At 40.4% G+C, this 19,048-nt stretch carries 18 protein-coding genes and 1 pseudogene; 9 read left to right on the forward strand and 10 right to left on the reverse strand.

Annotated features, from left to right (window positions below; genetic code table 11):
- Window positions 1–166: 166 nt before the first annotated feature.
- From F3D68_RS01645 to F3D68_RS01685, 9 genes are all read left to right on the forward strand, one after another.
- Window positions 167–490, forward strand: coding sequence for an ATP-dependent Clp protease adaptor ClpS (locus F3D68_RS01645; RefSeq protein ID WP_151192796.1), 324 nt, complete (start codon window positions 167–169; stop codon window positions 488–490).
- A 125-nt stretch (window positions 491–615) separates the two neighbouring features.
- A complete protein-coding gene (clpA, locus tag F3D68_RS01650; RefSeq protein WP_151192797.1) occupies window positions 616–2,850 on the forward strand; it encodes an ATP-dependent Clp protease ATP-binding subunit ClpA in 2,235 nt (744 codons plus the stop codon).
- Window positions 2,851–3,017: 167 nt separating this feature from the next.
- Window positions 3,018–3,836, forward strand: coding sequence for a prolipoprotein diacylglyceryl transferase (gene lgt / locus F3D68_RS01655; protein WP_151192888.1), 819 nt, complete (start codon window positions 3,018–3,020; stop codon window positions 3,834–3,836).
- On the forward strand, window positions 3,820–4,653 hold the full coding sequence (locus tag F3D68_RS01660; protein WP_151192798.1) for a thymidylate synthase: 834 nt from the start codon (window positions 3,820–3,822) through the stop codon (window positions 4,651–4,653). The genes lgt and F3D68_RS01660 overlap by 17 nt, the downstream gene beginning before the upstream one ends.
- Window positions 4,653–5,894 (forward strand): phosphoglycerate dehydrogenase, encoded by a 1,242-nt coding sequence (gene serA / locus F3D68_RS01665; protein WP_151192799.1) that lies wholly within the window; start codon window positions 4,653–4,655, stop codon window positions 5,892–5,894. The genes F3D68_RS01660 and serA overlap by 1 nt, the downstream gene beginning before the upstream one ends.
- A gap of 5 nt (window positions 5,895–5,899) precedes the next feature.
- On the forward strand, window positions 5,900–7,111 hold the full coding sequence (gene tilS, locus F3D68_RS01670; protein WP_151192800.1) for a tRNA lysidine(34) synthetase TilS: 1,212 nt from the start codon (window positions 5,900–5,902) through the stop codon (window positions 7,109–7,111).
- Window positions 7,112–7,254: 143 nt separating this feature from the next.
- Window positions 7,255–8,715 carry a decarboxylating NADP(+)-dependent phosphogluconate dehydrogenase gene (gnd, locus tag F3D68_RS01675; RefSeq protein ID WP_224728204.1) on the forward strand — a complete coding sequence of 487 codons (1,461 nt, stop codon included), beginning with the start codon at window positions 7,255–7,257 and terminating at the stop codon, window positions 8,713–8,715.
- 18 nt (window positions 8,716–8,733) lie between these two features.
- A complete protein-coding gene (locus F3D68_RS01680; RefSeq protein ID WP_151192802.1) occupies window positions 8,734–9,255 on the forward strand; it encodes an outer membrane beta-barrel protein in 522 nt (173 codons plus the stop codon).
- Window positions 9,256–9,340: 85 nt separating this feature from the next.
- Window positions 9,341–10,744 carry a leucyl aminopeptidase gene (locus tag F3D68_RS01685; RefSeq protein ID WP_151192803.1) on the forward strand — a complete coding sequence of 468 codons (1,404 nt, stop codon included), beginning with the start codon at window positions 9,341–9,343 and terminating at the stop codon, window positions 10,742–10,744.
- Between the two features lie 188 nt (window positions 10,745–10,932).
- Here the strand turns inward: F3D68_RS01685 and F3D68_RS01690 are convergent, their stop codons facing one another.
- The 10 genes and pseudogenes from F3D68_RS01690 to F3D68_RS01730 all read right to left on the reverse strand — a co-directional run bounded on the left by F3D68_RS01690 (window position 10,933) and on the right by F3D68_RS01730 (window position 18,711).
- The gene (locus F3D68_RS01690) at window positions 10,933–11,334 is read right to left on the reverse strand and encodes a type II toxin-antitoxin system HigA family antitoxin (RefSeq protein ID WP_191092660.1); all 402 of its coding nucleotides are present in this window, start codon (window positions 11,332–11,334) and stop codon (window positions 10,933–10,935) included.
- Window positions 11,318–11,641: a type II toxin-antitoxin system HigB family toxin gene (locus F3D68_RS01695; RefSeq protein WP_151192805.1), complete on the reverse strand. Its 324-nt coding sequence runs from the start codon at window positions 11,639–11,641 to the stop codon at window positions 11,318–11,320. The genes F3D68_RS01690 and F3D68_RS01695 overlap by 17 nt, the downstream gene beginning before the upstream one ends.
- 11 nt (window positions 11,642–11,652) lie before the next feature.
- Complete coding sequence (locus tag F3D68_RS01700; protein WP_117002986.1) at window positions 11,653–11,847, reverse strand: hypothetical protein; 195 nt, start codon at window positions 11,845–11,847, stop codon at window positions 11,653–11,655.
- 92 nt (window positions 11,848–11,939) lie between these two features.
- Complete coding sequence (gene ilvD / locus F3D68_RS01705; RefSeq protein WP_151192806.1) at window positions 11,940–13,622, reverse strand: dihydroxy-acid dehydratase; 1,683 nt, start codon at window positions 13,620–13,622, stop codon at window positions 11,940–11,942.
- A 21-nt stretch (window positions 13,623–13,643) separates the two neighbouring features.
- Complete coding sequence (locus tag F3D68_RS11480; RefSeq protein WP_318010175.1) at window positions 13,644–14,219, reverse strand: alpha-isopropylmalate synthase regulatory domain-containing protein; 576 nt, start codon at window positions 14,217–14,219, stop codon at window positions 13,644–13,646.
- Window positions 14,220–14,378: 159 nt separating this feature from the next.
- Window positions 14,379–15,443, reverse strand: a pseudogene (gene thrC, locus F3D68_RS11485) (threonine synthase); the annotation flags it as partial.
- Window positions 15,444–15,454: 11 nt separating this feature from the next.
- On the reverse strand, window positions 15,455–15,751 hold the full coding sequence (locus F3D68_RS01715) for an acetolactate synthase small subunit (RefSeq protein WP_117002983.1): 297 nt from the start codon (window positions 15,749–15,751) through the stop codon (window positions 15,455–15,457).
- Between the two features lie 4 nt (window positions 15,752–15,755).
- Window positions 15,756–17,468: a biosynthetic-type acetolactate synthase large subunit gene (ilvB, locus tag F3D68_RS01720; RefSeq protein WP_151192808.1), complete on the reverse strand. Its 1,713-nt coding sequence runs from the start codon at window positions 17,466–17,468 to the stop codon at window positions 15,756–15,758.
- Between the two features lie 460 nt (window positions 17,469–17,928).
- A complete protein-coding gene (locus F3D68_RS01725; RefSeq protein ID WP_117002981.1) occupies window positions 17,929–18,141 on the reverse strand; it encodes a helix-turn-helix domain-containing protein in 213 nt (70 codons plus the stop codon).
- A gap of 9 nt (window positions 18,142–18,150) precedes the next feature.
- Window positions 18,151–18,711 carry a DUF2975 domain-containing protein gene (locus F3D68_RS01730; protein WP_151192809.1) on the reverse strand — a complete coding sequence of 187 codons (561 nt, stop codon included), beginning with the start codon at window positions 18,709–18,711 and terminating at the stop codon, window positions 18,151–18,153.
- Window positions 18,712–19,048: the final 337 nt, after the last annotated feature.

Consider the following 19,048-nt stretch of genomic DNA (forward strand, 5'->3'; position numbering starts at 1 on the left):
GTAATACTGCCAGCGGTTAAAACGCGATCAGTTCTTTTTGCGTTTTGATCCGAGAGCCCACTTGATTGCATAGCAAACAAATTAAAGAAACAATTGAATAAAAATAAATTTAACCCATCCATCAACATGCAAATCAGGTGATTTTGTTGAACATAAGGAGTTAACCATGTTAGATCTTGATATTGAACTAACTCAACATACAAAAACCGCCTTTCAACAGCCAATGACTGAGCAAAGTGGTGCGCTGATGCGCAACGTCTATGTTCTCAATGATGATTTTACACCCATGGAATTTGTTCTTGAACTAATGCAAAGCATTTTCAAACTCCATGCTCAAAAGGCTGAGAAAGTCACAATGGAAGCCCACTACAAAGGTAAAGCACTTTGTGGCAAATACGCTAAGGACTTAGCTGAAACAATGGCTTGCAAAGCAATGGAAATTGCACAAAAAGCTGGGCATCCACTCATGCTTATAACGAGTAAGGCATAACGCATTTATTCGTCCTGACTAATTTTTTCTTAAAATAAAACTCGATTTAGTAGTTTCGAGTTTTTTTGTGCCTGCAATTCGTCTATTATAAAACATAAGGATTATAAAACTATTGCAGGTGTCGTATGCTAAGTAAGGAACTAGAACAAACATTAAATCAAGCATTTCAGCATGCAAGAGACCTAAAACATGAATATTTAACTGTTGAGCACTTATTAAGTGCGTTGGTCGATAATGCTGATGCAAAGAAAGTATTAAAAGCGTGTGGAGCCAACCTTCCTGAGCTTAAAAATGTTTTAAATACATTTATCGATCAATCCACGCCAAAAATCACCGAAGATGGTAAAGATACTCAGCCAACGCTTGGCTTTCAGCGTGTTTTGCAGCGCGCAGTGTTTCATGTGCAATCTTCAGGGCGCGGTGAAGTCCAAGGCTCGAATGTATTGGTCGCTATTTTCAGCGAACAAGATAGTCAAGCAGTAAGCTTTCTTAAGCAGCAAAATGTTACTCGCTTAGATGTGGTAAATTATCTTTCACATGGTGTTTCCAATAATAACAATACCAGTCAAAGCACTCAGCAAACCATTTCTAATGCACCAACTGAAGAACAAAAAGAAAAAACGCCACTTGAGTTATATGCTATTAATCTTAATCAGCGTGCTAAAGACGGTAAAATCGATCGCCTAATTGGGCGCGATTATGAAATCGAACGCGTCACTCAAGTGTTATGTCGCCGTCGTAAAAACAATCCTTTACTTGTCGGTGAAGCAGGCGTTGGTAAAACAGCTATCGCCGAAGGCTTAGCTAAAAAAATTGTTGATAAGCAAGTGCCTGATGTATTAGCAAATGGCGTTATTTACTCGCTTGACATGGGAACATTACTTGCGGGCACTAAATACCGTGGTGATTTTGAAAAACGCTTCAAAGAAGTGTTAAAACAGCTTCAAGAAGAAGAAGGTGCGATTTTATTTATCGATGAAATCCACACGATTGTTGGTGCGGGGGCTGCATCCGGAGGTGTCATGGATGCCTCAAATTTAATTAAACCCGCGCTTGCTTCAGGTGACTTGAAATGTGTAGGATCCACCACTTACCAAGAATATCGCACGATCTTTGAAAAAGATCATGCGCTAGCCAGACGTTTCCAAAAAGTCGATGTCGAAGAACCAACGATTGATCAAACATTTGAAATTTTAAAAGGCTTAAAGCCTTATTTCGAGGATCATCACAATATCAAATATACCTTGCCAGCATTACAAGCTGCCGCTGAGCTCTCTGCCAAGTATATTACTGAGCGCTTTTTACCTGATAAAGCAATCGATGTTATTGATGAGCTGGGTGCTTATCAACGCACCAGTGGCAATGCTAAGAAAAAGAAACTCATCAATGTCACTGATGTTGAAAATATGGTTGCCCGCTTGGCGCGCATCCCTGCCAAAACGGTTTCAGCTTCAGATAAAAGCTCAATGGCAAATCTTGGTAAAGATCTCAAAATGCTGGTCTATGGACAAGATGAAGCGATTGAAGCCATGGTTGATACGATTAAATTAGCAAGAGCCGGATTAAGAGACCCTAATAAACCTTGGGGATCATTCTTGTTTGCAGGTCCCACGGGTGTTGGTAAAACAGAAGTAACACAACAACTTGCTAACTTGCTCGGTGTTGAGCTTTTGCGCTTTGATATGTCTGAATATATGGAAAGGCATACCGTATCGCGCTTAATCGGCTCGCCTCCTGGTTATGTCGGCTATGAAGAAGGTGGTTTGTTAACTGAAGCTGTAACTAAACATCCTTATGCCGTTGTTCTCCTAGATGAGATTGAAAAGGCGCATCCTGATATTTATAACTTGTTACTACAAGTTATGGATCACGGGACATTAACAGATAACAACGGGCGCAAGGCTGATTTTAGAAATATTATTTTAATTATGACAACAAACGCGGGCGCTTTTGAGTCACAGAAAAATTCAATAGGTTTTGCTAAACAAGATAGCGCGCCTGATAGCATGGATGCACTTAAGCGCGTCTTCACACCTGAGTTTAGAAACCGCTTAGACGCTGTTATTCAGTTTGCTTCACTATCTAAAGAAGATGTTAAATCCGTCGTTGATAAATTCTTGGCACAACTGCAAGGACAACTTGATCAACGCGGCGTCTCTCTTGAGGTTGATGACAAAGCCAAAGACTGGTTAGCAGAGCATGGTTATGATGAGAAAATGGGCGCACGCCCAATGGCGCGCTTAATCCAGGAATCCATCAAAAAACCACTCGCTGAAGAAATCCTTTTTGGTAAGCTTTCCAATGGCGGTCGCGCTGAGCTTACTGTCAAAAACGATAAGCTGGTGTTTAAATATAGTTAATCACCTCCAAATAAGTCATATTTTTTCGTAATCGAGCAATCAAAACAAGAGCCATGTCAGCATGGCTTAAACTATTAAATAAGCTCATAAATTCAATGGCAGAAACACTATAAAATGGTTTGTCAGCGGTATATAATGCCTATACTTTTGATCTATCAATAAGACAAATGCTTATTTATCCAAACATTGATCCAGTTGCTTTATCACTTGGTCCGATAAAAGTGCACTGGTATGGCATCATGTATTTAGTTGGCTTCGCTGGCGCTTGGTTTTTATCAAGCCTTCGCTGCAAGAAACCTTATAGCCCAATTACCAAAGCTCAAGTCTCTGACATGATTTTTTACGCCGCCCTTGGTGTGATTCTCGGTGGGCGCATTGGTTATATGCTGTTTTATGATTTTAGTAACTTTATTCATGCGCCTTGGATTATCTTCAAAGTCTGGGATGGCGGCATGGCGTTTCATGGCGGCTTAATCGGTGTCATCCTTGCTATTTCATTATTTTGCCGCAAATATAAATGCAATGTTTTTGATATTTTAGATTTTATCGCGCCGATGGTGCCGATTGGCTTAGGTGCCGGACGCTTAGGTAATTTTATCAATGGTGAGTTATGGGGACGTGTTACCGACTCATCAATTGGCATGGTATTTCCTAATGGTGGACCGCTGCCGCGCTACCCTTCGCAACTTTTAGAGTTCGCGCTTGAAGGTATTGTCTTATTCTTAATCTTATGGTTTATCTCCAGAAAACAGCGTCCACGCTTATTTGTTTCTGCCAACTTTTTATTATGGTACGGCTTATTTAGATTTATCGCTGAATTTTTCCGCCAGCCAGATCCACAAATGGGTTATATGCTCTTTAACTGGATGACTATGGGGCAACTGCTTTCAACCCCAATGATCGTCGTTGGCTTAATTATTTTGTTATATATCACTACCCAAAAAACACAAGATAAGGTAAAGGATAATAATGCAGCAATATCTTAATTTCTTGCGCCACATCAAGGAACATGGTGTCACTAAGACCGATCGCACGGGCACAGGCACACAAAGCGTTTTTGGCTATCAAATGCGTTTTGATTTAAGCGAAGGTTTCCCATTAGTTACAACCAAGAAAATTCATATCAAAAGTGTCATTCACGAATTACTATGGTTCTTAAAGGGGGACACCAACAATAGTTATCTTGCCGAAAATGGCGTGCGCATCTGGAATGACTGGGCACTTGAAGATGGTGATCTTGGTCCTATTTATGGCAAACAATGGCGCAGTTGGCAGACACCTGACGGTCAAGTGATTGATCAAATCGAAGAAGCCGTCAACTTAATTAAAACACGCCCTGATTCAAGACGAATTATCGTTAATAGTTGGAATCCCAGTGTATTGCCTGATGAGTCGATCTCGCCACAGGATAATGTCAGGATGGGCAAAGCGGCATTACCCCCTTGTCACACGCTTTTTCAGTTTTATGTTGCTGATGGCAAGTTGTCGTGCATGCTCACTCAACGCTCAGCCGATGCCTTTTTAGGCGTGCCGTTTAACATTGCTTCTTATGCACTGTTAACGCATATAGTCGCCAAAGAGTGTGACCTTGAGGCCGGTGATTTTATCTGGTCAGGAGGTGATTGTCATATTTATAGCAATCATCACGAACAGATTAATGAGCAGCTAACACGCACACCACTGCCATTGCCAACGTTACAGATCAAACGTAAGGCACCAACAGTTTTTGATTATCAATTCGATGACTTTGAAATCGTTAATTATCAATGTCACCCAGCCATTAAAGCACAGGTAGCCGTCTAATGAATGAACAAACCACTTCTCTTGATCGCAGTGCAATTAAAGTTTTATTACTTGAAGGTGTGCATGCCCAAGCATATAACGCCTTTGTCCAAGCAGGTTATAGTAATGTCACTTCACTGACGCATGCCTTGGATGATGATGCCCTTATTGAGGCTTTACAAAGTGTTAAAATCGTTGGTGTGCGTTCACGTACCCAACTTACTGAAACTGTCCTTAAAGCCTGTCCGCATTTGATTGCTATTGGTTGCTTTTGCATTGGCACCAATCAGGTGAATTTAACAACGGCGCAAAGTCTTGGTATCCCGGTTTTTAATGCGCCTTTCTCCAATACGCGTAGTGTGGCTGAGCTTGTCATTGGTCAGATGATCTTGCTTTATCGCAATGTTGTTGACAAAAATATGCAGATGCATCGCCAAAACTGGATCAAATCAGCTAGTGGTGCACATGAGGTGCGTGGCAAAACATTAGGTATTATTGGTTATGGTCATATTGGCTCACAAGTTAGCGTCCTTGCTGAAAGCTTAGGCTTAAGGGTTATTTTCCATGATATTGAAAATAAATTGCCATTAGGTAATGCCACAGCGTCCGTTAATCTAGCAACTCTTCTTGATGAAGCTGATATTGTGACGCTACACGTACCTGATACCCCAGCCACTAAAAACATGATTACTGCCAAAGAGCTCAAGCTTATGAAAAAAGGTAGTGTGTTGATCAATGCTTCACGCGGGAGCGTGGTTGATATTCATGCTTTAGCACAAGCGATCAAAACCAAACATCTAAAAGGTGCGGCAATTGATGTGTTCCCAAAAGAGCCATCAAGTAATGGTGAACTTTTTGAAAGTGAGCTTATCGGACTTGATAATGTATTCTTAACACCACACATTGGTGGCAGCACATTAGAGGCACAACAAAATATTGCCGTTGAAGTTGCGGATAAACTCATAAAATATAGCGACAATGGCTCAACCATTTCAGCAGTAAACTTCCCTGAGTTATCACTACCGACACAAGATAATGTTCATCGTATTTTGCATATCCATGAGAATAAACCTGGAATGATGCGTGCGATTAACCGTGTTTTCTTTGATCATAACATCAATGTCGAGGGTCAATTTTTGCGAACCCTTGCCAATATTGGTTATGTTGTTATTGATATCAATAGTAGCGAAGAAACCTCACGCGCCTTACTACAAAAGCTCAAAGCCATCGATGGCACAATTCGCTCACGTGTATTATTCTAAAATCTATGCATCAAGCACTTGCCCTCATTGATAACGTTATAACACAGCAACATATTCAACATCTTTATGTTGCTTATAGTGGTGGCGTCGACTCAACTGCCTTGTTGCATTTGGTGACACAGCTAAAGAGTAATATTAATATCCATGCCATTCATATTCATCATGGCTTAAGCAAAAACGCTGATCACTGGCTTGATGTTTGTCAAATAGAAGCAGCTCAATTAAACATCCAATTTACTGCACATCGACTCGCACCACCCACCAAACGCAATAATATTGAACACTGGGCACGCACAAAACGCTATGCATTTTTTGAGTCTGTGATGCAACAAACTCCTCATAGTTTATTACTTACCGCCCATCATATCGAAGATCAAGCAGAAACTTTTTTATTGCAAGCACTTCGTGGCAATGGTGTAAAAGGGCTTGCTGCCATTGCCAAAGAAAAACTTTTTGCTAATGGTTTGCTTCTTCGCCCTTTTTTAGATCTGAAAAAAAGCGAACTTATTGCATATTGTCAACGCCATCAGCTAACCTGGATTGAAGATGAAAGCAATCAATCCACTGACTTCAGACGCAACGCACTTCGTCACAATATCATGCCAAAATTACGTGAGATTCTGCCGCAAGCCGATGCCACATTAGCGCGAAGTGCTGAATTATGTGCTGAAGCTGATCGTTTAATACATGAGCTATTAGCCCCACATTTAGCAAAGATCACGACGGATAATCATCTTGATCTAATACAATTTACAACCTATTCATCACTACAGCAAAAGCAGCTTTTAAAAATGTGGTTAACTAAACACAACCTTTACCCATCGCAAGCGCAGTTATTACAAATTCACGTTGGCGCCCAGAATATGCAAAATAATTGGCACTATACGTTATCTGAAAGTCATTTATCTATTGTAAACGGTTATTTACTTATTGAAGCCAATATAGCACCAACATTAGCAACTACTGCTGACGTGGATATAGTGCATTGGCTCAATAAACAACAACAAACAACCTTTTCATTAGATGATTTAATTATTCGTCCACGTCAAGCAGGAGATCGTTGCCGCCCTCTTTATCGCCATAAAAGTCAAAGCTTAAAAGTCATTTTCCAAGAGCAAGGCATCACTGCCCAAGATCGTTCTCACGCACGAATTATTACCTTAACGACAACACCTGATCACATTATCGCGGTGTATCCTTTTTTTGTGTGTCACTAAAAAGGTTAGCACATACGTCAATTCAAAAAACTTCTTTTACTTAAATCCTGTTACCTTTTTTCACCCCCAATAAAAGCCTTTATCTTGCCTGTCTAAAGTTTTAAAATGCTCACAAAATGCAAAATGAGTTTAGGAGCGTTTTGATGCAAGCGATGCAACAAAAGGGAGATATTGCCGTTATTGGTCTTGCGGTAATGGGGCAAAATCTAATTTTAAATATGAATGATCATGGCTTTCATGTCGTTGCTTACAACCGTACCACGAGCAAAGTCGATGAGTTTTTGAATGGCAATGCCAAAGGCACAAACATCATTGGAGCCTACTCGATTGAAGATATGGTTTCCAAATTAAAAGTCCCACGCAAAATCATGCTAATGGTCAAAGCCGGTGACGTTGTTGATCAGTTTATCGATGCTTTAGTACCACATCTAAATAAAGGTGACATCATTATTGATGGAGGTAACTCCAATTTCACCGATAGCGAACGTCGCACGCATGCGCTTAAAGCGAAAGGCATATACTTTATTGGCACTGGAGTTTCAGGTGGCGAGGAAGGCGCGCGCTTCGGACCGTCAATGATGCCTGGTGGCATGCCTGAAGCATGGGATGCAGTCAAACCTATTTTCCAAGCGATTGCTGCTAAAACACCCACTGGTGAAGCATGCTGCGAGTGGGTTGGCAACGGTGGCGCTGGGCACTTTGTCAAAATGGTTCACAATGGTATCGAATATGGTGATATGCAGCTTATTTGTGAAGCGTATCAATTTATGAAAGATCTGTTAGGTTTAGATAATAAGCAATTAAGTGAAATCTTTGAGCGATGGAATAAAACCGAACTAGATAGTTATTTAATTGAAATCACTGCCAACATTCTGAAATTCAAAGATGCTGAAGGCTATGTTATTGATCGCATATTAGATACCGCCGGTCAAAAAGGCACAGGCAAATGGACAGGGATTAATGCACTTGATTTAGGCATTCCACTAACATTGATTGCTGAGAGCGTTTTCGCACGCTGCATCTCTGCACAAAAAGATATTCGTGTTGAAGCTGAAGCTATTTATGGCAAGAAATCATATGAAAAACTTACCGTTTCTGATGCGTTATTGCATGATTTACAACAGTCTCTTTTATTTGCCAAAATCATCTCTTATGCACAAGGTTATATGCTCATGCAAGAAGCATCTAAGCATTATCACTGGGATTTAAATTATGGTGATATTGCGCTGATGTGGCGCGAAGGTTGCATTATCCGCAGCGTATTTTTAGATAAGATCAAAACGGCATTTAACAAAAATGCCCAACTGCAAAACTTACTGTTTGATAATTATTTTAAAGAGATTATTAGTAAAGCACTTCCAAGTGTTCGACGCATTGTTGCCAAGGGCATTGAAGCTGGTGTTGCTATGCCTGCATTGACTTCAAGCTTAGGCTTCTTTGATGGTTTTACCACTGGACGCTTACCGGCAAATCTATTGCAAGCACAACGCGACTACTTCGGTGCGCATACCTATGAGCGTTTGGATAAAGCGCGCGGTGAGTTTTTCCACACCGATTGGATTGGTTCAAATAGTAACGTATCCTCCACTGGCTACAGTATCTAATAACAAGGATTTAAACTTATGAAAAAAATATTAGCCTCCCTTACACTAGCTAGCATGATTGCTGCAAGTTCGGCTTATGCTGGACTTTATGTCGGTGCCCAAGGCGGTGTTAGTCACTCATCAAGTGAGTTAAATGCCGACAACAATGTCACCACAGGTTTTCTTGTTGGTTATCAGTTTTCTGTTTTCCCGCTATTAAAACTTGGCGTTGAAACAGAGCTAAACTACCTCAACAGCACGGTTAAGCTTAATAATCAAACCGGTGATTTAATGACGATTCCGTTTTATGCTACAGCAAATCTGAGTCTGCCACTGGGTTTAAACCTTACTGCCAAAGCAGGTTATGCTTATAACCACATCTCAGGCGTTGATGAAAATGTATTTCCTAATACACTATGGCGCCCAGCTGTTGCCATTGGCATGGGCTATCAGATCCTAGGTTTTAATATATTTTTCCAAAGTAGTCGTTACTTTTTATATAACCGCGGTGAGCAACCTTTTGCTGATGCGTATACATTTGGTGTCAGTTACGAGTTCTAATCTGCTGATAGCAACTTGCAAATCGCTTTGTATCTATGCGACACTGCAACCTCTGAATTTGTAATCTAAAATCATGAGGGATATTATGCAAATTAATGCACTGACACAAAGCCCATTACAGACTGAAATCGTATTTGTTTTTGATAACGACAACAGCACAATCACCACCATTCAAACTGCACTGACGCAAGGACTTTTTAAGGCCAAAGTCGCAAATACCTATTTTAGCGTAGATAATGGCAAAAACTATCTTGCCGTTGGCTTAGGTGAAAAGGACAAATTAAATACCAACGCGCTAAGAAAAGCTGTTGGCGCTCTATATAAGCATTTAAAATCATTAAACATTGATCGTTTTGCTGTAGACACTAAATTGATTGGTGATAATCATATCCGCACATTTGTTGAAGCACTCATCAATGCTGCTTATGTCTTTGATCAATTAAAGTCTGAGAAAGAAACCTTCAAACTAAAGCAAGTTGATATTGTTACCCAATCAGCTAGCGAGGTAGCTAATGAGATCCACATTGCACAAGCAGTAGCGCACGGGCAAAACTATGCCAAGGATCTAAAAAACTTCCCAGCAAATATCTGCACAACTGACTATTTATTAAATGAAGCCAAAAAGTTAATGGATAGTAGCGAGCATGGCACATTACATTATATTGGCGAAGATGAAATGCATAAACTTGGCATGGGTTGCATCACGGCTGTAGGACGTGGTTCTAGCATGCCAAGCTATATTGCTTGCATGGAATACCGTGCTGGTAACAAAGATGACAAACCAATCGTGTTAGTTGGCAAAGGTTTAGTCTATGACACAGGTGGTCTATGCTTAAAACCATGGCAAAGCATGGGTAGCATGAAGATGGATATGGGTGGCGCTGCCGCTGTCTTTGGCACCATAAAGGCAATCGTTGAGCTTAACCTACCAATTAATATCATCGGTGCGGTTGCCTTGGTTGAAAATTCTATTGATGGTGATTCTTATCGCCCAGGTGATGTCTTGACCAGCATGAAAGGCATTACGGTTGAGATCGGTAATACCGATGCCGAGGGTCGTTTGGCATTGTGTGATACGCTAACTTATATAGAGCGTTATGATCCTAAGGTTGTGATTGATATTGCGACCTTAACGGGTGCCATGGTCATCTCTCTTGGTGGCGACATTACAGGGCTATTTGGCAATAACGACGCCTTAGTTAATGATATCAAGCTTGCCGCTGAAGAAAGTCATGATCACGCATGGCATATGCCTTTGCATCAGGCGTATCATGAGCAGTTAAAAAGTGAGATTGCAGATGTTTATAATATCGGGGGACCTGCGGCGGGGAGCATTACCGCTGCATTATTCCTATCAAAATTCACTGAAAAATACACTTGGGCACATCTAGATGTTGCGGGATCTGCAATGAAAGGCTTTGAAAAAGCCACTGCCACTGGACGCCCTGTACCGATGTTAACTCAATACATAATCAACCAAGTAAAATAGGGTAATATCCACATCACCACTTACTTTCATTATTTAGTCGTTGGCTGAGCTTAGTCGAAGCCATCATTGCAACTGTTGGCTGAGCGTAGTCGAAGCCTTTCTTAGGGAAACACCCTTCGACTGCGCTCAGGGTACGGGGATGTTGTTTACCGCCCCCTATAAAAATGGAATACTCTACTAGAAAGGTCTTAAAACCATGTATTAATGGAAACATTAAAACGCTTGGATAACGCTTTGATATGCTCGAGTGTTAATTCTCTTTCACCATTTAGAATCTTAGACACCAGTGACTGTGAACCAATCTCAGGCAAATCTTTCTGAGTTAAGCCATTTGCTTTTATCAAGTAGGCTAGGATATCTTTAGCCTCAGCACTATTATCTGCAGCTAAATGCTTCTGTTCATAATAAGCGACTTGCTTGGCTAACGTTTTGGCAAAAGATTGGATCTCGACTGTTCTCTCACCAGTTGGTAAGCTCATGAGTTCGCGCAATAATTGCTTTGATGCCTCATATTGTTTCTTTGTTTTGTATGCCTCTAAATATGGCATTAATAAAACCCAAGATTTACTAATATCATTTATCGTTAGCATGCTTCTTTGCCTCTTTTTTGAGTATGCTTTGCTTTTTGTTATACTCTTCATGCGTCCATATATGGCGCACATCAATCACCGCAAAATCATAATCAACAATCGTTACCATGCGATAATTATGTCCTACTACGTCAAAAATGGTAAAAACATGGTAAACATAATCTGCTGTTTTAAATGTTTCAGTCAGGTGTCTAAACCCACTGAAGTCATTAGTTTCTAAGATTTTAAGAAGCGGATCAAAACTTTTCTTAGCACGTGCATGCTTCTTACAAAACTTTATAATAAGCTCTTTGTTGATAACAATCATCGTTAACTTACTTAATAGCTATCTAATGAATTTGCTTCAGAAAACAAACTCATTAAATAGCTATCAAAGCTACGTGATAATGATTTCAATAATTTTTGCTTTTCTTTAATTCGTTTTGCTTTATGCGTTTTTTCATGAAACCCTGCATTATAATTAAGCTTAGCAAGGCTCTTTGCTACCGGATTTATCTTGCCTTTTTTTAGCATTTTTTTACCCCTTGTTGTAAATCTTGCCTAATTATGACAAATTGTCATTAAAAACACCAGATGATTTTATGACTTTTTGTCATTTCCAAATATCACAAATCAGTGACACAACCTTCAGAGGCAGAAGCAACTGTTTTAATATACTTCTTCAAAGCACCTTGTTTGGCTTTAAGCTCAGGGGCTCGCCAATTGGCGCGACGTGCGTTAAGCTCATCATCCGTTAGGTCAACATCAATGCGATTATTCACTGCATCAATCGTGATCTTGTCGCCATTTTGAATCAAAGCAAGATTGCCACCTACTTGCGCTTCAGGCGCAATATGCCCAACGATAAAGCCATGAGAGCCACCTGAGAAACGACCATCGGTAATAAGTGCTACATCTTGTCCAAGCCCCGCGCCCATAATTAATGAGGTTGGCTTTAACATCTCTGGCATACCCGGACCTCCCTTTGGACCCTCATAGCGAATCACAATGACATCACCCTTTTTAACGCGACCTTCTTCAACGGCAGTTACTAATTCTTCCTCAGCATCAAATACGTTGGCAACGCCTGTAAAGACCTCACCCTCTTTGCCAGTAATCTTAGCAACTGAGCCTTCAGTCGCGATATTACCAAAGAGCATTTGCAAATGTCCAGTTGCTTTTAAAGGGTTAGTCAATGGGCGAATAATGTCATTATCTTTGGGTAGACTCTGCACATCAGCTAGATTCTGTGCTACTGTTTTACCCGTTACGGTCATGCAATCGCCATGCAATAATCCTTCTTTTAATAACATTTTCATAACAGCAGGTGTGCCACCAATCGCATGTAAATCTGCCATAACGTACTTCCCACTTGGTTTAAAATCCGCTAATAATGGAACTTTATCACTGATACGCTGAAAATCTGCCAAGGTTAATTTAACACCCACCGAGTGTGCAATAGCAATTAAATGAAGCACTGCATTGGTTGAACCCCCCATGGCGGTAATCACCACCATCGCATTTTCAAAGGCGTGTTTGGTCATGATATCGCGCGGTTTAATATCCAATGCCAATAAATTTTCAATAACACTACCGGCTTTATCACATTCTTGAATCTTCTTCACATCAGTTGCTGGCGTTGATGAACTAAATGGTAAACTCATCCCCATTGCTTCAATCGCGCATGCCATGGTATTTGCGGTATACATACCACCACAAGCACCAGCGCCAGGACATGCTTTTTTAATCGTCTCAACGCGCTCTTCTTCACTAATACTGCCTGCTAGACACGCACCATAGCTTTGGAAAGCCGTGACGATATCGACAGGTCTCCCACGCACAACACCGGCTTGAATCGTACCACCATAGATCACAAATCCAGGGCGATTGAGCCTTCCTAATGCCATCATGCATCCAGGCATATTCTTATCGCAACCTGGAATAGCGACTAAACCGTCATACCAGTGTGCAGACATCACGGTTTCAATAGAGTCAGCGATTAAATCACGCGACTGCAACGAGTAACTCATACCATCCGTACCCATTGAAATGCCGTCACTGACACCAATGGTATTAAAGCGCATACCGACAAGATCAGCTTTGGTGACACTGTGTTTTACATATTGCGCTAGTTGATTTAAATGCATGTTACAGGTATTACCCTCGTACCAAACGCTAGCAATACCTACTTGCGCTTTTTTCATATCTGCTTCATGCATTCCCGTACCATAAAGCATCGCTTGAGAGGCACCTTGAGTTTTATCCTGAGTTAACACCTGGCTATAACGATTTAGTTTTTGATTGGTCATTATGATTATATTCCTTTGTTTTTATACTGGATGCGCAATATTGTACGCATCAATAAATGCTTCAACAGATGCCTGAATAATATCAGGTGAAACTGCTTTGCCAACCGAGTTTTGGCTACCTTTGATTAACTTCATTTCAACATACACTACTGCATCGGCACCTTGTCCACGAATCTGCACCTTATAATCAGTCAATTGATATTGAATCTCACTAGGGCACGCCTTGCATAAGGCTTGGATAATGGCATCAACGGGACCAACACCTTTATTTGAGGCATAGTAAAGCTGACCATTAAGCTCAACCGTGACTTCAGCCTCAGCAATTTTATCTTGCCCTGTGGTTACCTTAAATGACACAACTTTTAAAATATCACTACGTGTAATATCGACCATCTCCATCGCATCTTGCACGATGTCTTGTAAATCTGAAATATGGATTGCACGCCCTTTTGCTAAAAAGCGCTCAATGCAACTTTGCACCTTGGCAATCAAATCATCATTATAATTAGCACCAAATAAATCCTCTAACGCCTCTTTGGTTTGAGTAGGATTTGGCATGTCCCTAAACAGCACTTGATCTTTTTCAACAAATACCATCGTTTTATTATCAAAGAAATTACTGTCATACAGTTTGTCAAAATCTTTTTCATTTGGATAAATAATCGGCGGTTGAATCGCTGATTTCAGCACCACTGACGGATCTTTCAAGCCCTCACCTGATAAAACACAAACAACACGTTGCCCTGATTTAATAAGACCTTGTTCTTTTTTCTTAAACAAATGTGCAACCGTTGCCGCTGACGCACTTTCCACAAATAAGCCTTCTTGTGTGGATAGATAGTATTGCGCTTTTAGCATATCGGTATCACTGACTGCTGACGCTTCACCGCCGGTTTGATAAATCGCATCAATCGCTTTGTCACCATCAATTGGGAAAGGTACTGCAATTGCCGTGGCAATCGTATCGGCACGCTCTAGTGGTTCAAGATGTTTCGCCTTTTTATCAAATGCATTTACCAAAGAGCAAGCACCGGTTGATTGCACACCGACTAGGCGTGGTATCTTATGAATAAGTCCCAAGTCTTTATACTCAGCAAAGCCCTTGGCATAAGCCGTAATATTCGTGCCACAACCCACAGGAATAATCACTTCATCCGGCACTTGAAACAATAGCTGATCAATCACTTCAAAGGCACCGGTTTTTTGTCCTTCAACCCGAAAAGCATAGTCTCCCGCTAGGAAAAACTTGCGTGATTTAGCAATTTTATAGGCAAGATTCGCTGCATCGTTATAACTACCTTTGACCTGAATAATTTTGCCACCAAATGAGATGACTTGCGCAAGCTTCGACATCGACACCCCTTCAGGCACGACGATAAAGCATGGCATTTTAGCCGCTGCTGCATAACATGAGCATGATGCTGCCATATTACCCGTTGAGGCTAAGATTACTCCTTTGGCACCCAACTCTTTGGCAATGCTAATATCAACCGCAGAGCCACGATCTTTAAACGAACCTGTTGGGTTTTTACCCTCAACTTTGAAGTATAAATCAATCCCTAACTCCTTGCCCAATACTTTGCTTTTGACAAGTGGTGTTGCACTTTCGCGTAATGACACAAAGTTAGCGGGTTCTTGAATCGGCATTAAGGGTAAATATTTAGAAAGGCAAGGTGCGGCAGAAACAAAATAATCTAAATTAATCTTCCGTCGAATGTGCTCAATATCCATTTGCACTTCCCACGGTGAAGTCTCACCAGCAAAAACAAAATCATCAGTTGTCACCACATCTTTGGTGTTAAAATCTAGCAGTTGATACATGAACTTTTCCTTTAGGCGACTTTCAGTGATTCTTTGTTTGTAGCTTCTTCGGTAGTAATTGGCATGCTATTTGAAATCTGAATATCGATCACTTCAATCACTTTGGCAAGTTGTCTTACGACTTTTTGGATTTTTTCATCGTTAGAATGCAGAACCAAACTAAAATGCGAAACCCCTTTATTGGCAGTTTCAAAAACATTCATCTGCTCGATATTGATTCTATGGCGTGAAAAGATCGATGAAATGCGCTGTAAAACGGATAAAGCATTTTCTGTCGTCATTGAGATAAAGTAAATTTTCTGTTGCATGATCTTACCCTCCTACGGATAGTTGTGTATCACTGATTGAAGCACCTGCTGGCACCATCGGGAAAACATTTTCTTGCTGCTCAACCACCACTTCTAAAAAGAATGATTGTGGCGAATCTAACATCTCTTGAATACTTGCCTCTAAATCCGCGCGATCAACGACGCGCTTACCGCGAATGCCATAAGCTTCAGCGACTTTTACAAAATCAGGCGATGATATATTAGTGTATGCATAACGCTCTTCAAAAAAGAGCTCTTGCCACTGTCTTACCATACCAAGATAACCATTATTAAGAACGATCATCTTAAGATTAATCCCCTCTTGATTAAGTACAGCAAGCTCTTGGATATTCATCTGAAAACCACCGTCTCCGGCAATGGCAATAACTTGTTTTTGATCTTTAACACCAAGCTTAGCACCGATGGCTGCAGGCAGCGCAAAACCCATTGTCCCCAAACCACCTGAGGTAATATGACTGTTACTATTTTTAAACTGATAATAGCGTGCGGCAATCATCTGGTGTTGCCCAACATCACTAACGATAATCGCTTCCCCTTTTGTCTTTTCAGATAAAAGAGCAACGACTTCCGCCATTTTTAGCTCACCCATAGCTGGTTTTGTTTCATTCTTGATAACAACATCATACTCTTTGGCATGATGCTCAATAAACGCCTTATGCCAATCATCATGTTTATTCTGACAAACGTACGGCAAAAGTGCGGTTAATGCTTCTTTAGCATCGGCATGAATCGCAACATCGGCTTTAACGTTTTTATCAATCTCTGCCATATCAATTTCAATATGAACCACCTTGGCATGTGGCAAGTAACTTTTAAGATCCCCCGTAACCCGATCATCAAAACGCATACCCACAGCGACAACAACATCGGCATCATTGCATAAGATATTAGCCGCATAATTGCCATGCATACCAAGCATCCCTTTATATAGCGGATGCTCAACAGGGAAAGAGGATAAACCTAATAAGGTACTAACTACCGGCATATCTGCTTTTTCGGCGACTTTAACAAATGCTTCTTCAGCACCAGATATCATCACGCCATGACCTGCAATCATAATCGGTTTTTTTGCCAAATTAATCAGCTGTGACGCCTTGTGTACACTATCCATATTGATCATTGGCTTTCTAAGCCATTTCGGTTTAGTGGTGCTTTTCTTTGCTGTTTGATGCGCACTGATATATTCCATCATTCCTACTTGTGCGTCTTTGGTGATATCGATGAGCACAGGCCCCGGACGTCCATTTTGAGCAATTTCAAACGCTTTTTTGAAAATAGCAGGAATTTCATTTGGATCGGTGATTTGATAATTCCATTTAGTCGCAGTAATGGTCATGCCGATAATATCTGCTTCTTGAAAAGCATCCGATCCCAATAAACTGCTAAATACTTGTCCTGTGATGCAAACTACTGGAATAGAGTCAATAAGGGCGTCAGCTATACCGGTGATAAGGTTTGTCGCACCAGGTCCTGAGGTGGCAATAGCAATACCAACACCACTGGTTGCGCGCGCAAAACCAACCGCACCATGAATAGCGGCCTGCTCATGACGCACCAACACATGGTGAAGCGTATCTTTGGCATCATACAAGGCATCATAGGTTGGCATAATCGCGCCCCCTGGATAGCCGAAAACAGTACGAGCCCCTTCTTCTATTAGTGCTTTAACAATTGCTTGTGCGCCAGTTATTTGCATATTTACTCCCTACTGTCTCTATTTCAATTTATTCACATATTCTTTCTCTAACACTACAAAACGCATAATAAACAAAAAGCAAAAAAAAACCCGCATCCTCCTTTGGTTGGAAGATGCGGGTTTCCTAATCTTGGCTTTTCTTAGCTACAGCCGCGCACCTTCCGATCGTCCAATGACGACCAGAATAATAATCAGGATCAGACTGATTACTGGTGAACGTAGCATAAATTAATCTCCAAAATTTGTGTGTGTTTCAAGTGTTTACTAACAAATGCTCTGCATCTGTTTTAAACAACATAAGCATTAAACTAGCAATAGATTTTGCGAAACACAATCTTTTATTTATATTTTTTTGAAATTTATTTTTTTAAGTGTAAACACGATTCTTTGTTTATTAATTAAACATAAGCGCGCCACGCCTAAGAGCTCTCGCATCATTTGAACATTTGCTGCAGTTGCATTAATTTCCCTTTTTTTCATAAACCAAAAGATCACCCGGTTGGCAGTCCAATGCTTCACAAATTAGCGCTAAGGTTGAAAAACGTATTGCCTTGGCTTTGCCCGTTTTTAGAATCGATAGATTCTGCTCAGTAATGCCAATTTTCTCAGCTAACTCTTTTGAGCGCATCTTTCGCATTGCCATCATTACATCCAAATTTACAATAATTGCCATACTTGTCTCCTAAATCGTCAAATGACTTTCTTCTTCAAGCTGTTGCGCTTGCTGCATCACCTTGGCAATTAAAATAATAACCGCTCCGGTGATTAAACTCGCAAGATCAATACCAGATAAACTCAATGTTAACATGCGCTGCCCAGGCGGATTAGCAAAGCTTAGCACCACTGAAATAAGCGCATCATAAATAAGCCCGCCAATCACCCATGCAAACAGGGTATAACCCATTTTTTTGTAAGCCAGTGTATTTTGATGAGCAAATACGCTTCCTTGTGAATAGTTTTTAAATACGATAATCAATTGACTTAATCCATACATTATAATCCCGCATGGAATCATCGATATTAAAAATGCCAACAGCTTCGTTCCAAGTGGCACCGTATCACCATGAATATACTGCATTAAATCATTACCAATACCAAGCTGCATAAATAAGCTTGACTGCCCGCTACTTGCTGAGCCCTTGCTAAAGCTTAACCAAAATAAAAAGGTAACAATTGGTATCAAATAGAAACATATTTGGAAAAACCAATAATAACGATAACTTGATTGTTGAAACTTAGACATATTTTCTCCTGAATGATTACTTTTACCACAGATAGGTGCGATTACTATAACAAGATAAAATGCATTTGCGCAACAATTTTTATTGTTTATCAATAATTATTTACCGAATAAACATCTATATTTGTATTAAATAACAGTGCCATAACTTTAAAAAACACCGCTAATGCAACGTCTTACCTCAGTCCCACACTCATCACAAAACAATGCATTAAAAACACTAGAAATATTCCAATACCCCTCCTCATATAGTAAAAAAGTTGAGATTTTTTGATATTTTTCTGCACTTTTTATCCAAAACCATATGATCAAACTTGCATTTTCAGCATGCTTTGGCTAA

The sequence above is a fragment of the Cysteiniphilum sp. JM-1 genome (assembly GCF_008711525.1).
Classification (GTDB): domain Bacteria; phylum Pseudomonadota; class Gammaproteobacteria; order Francisellales; family Francisellaceae; genus Caedibacter.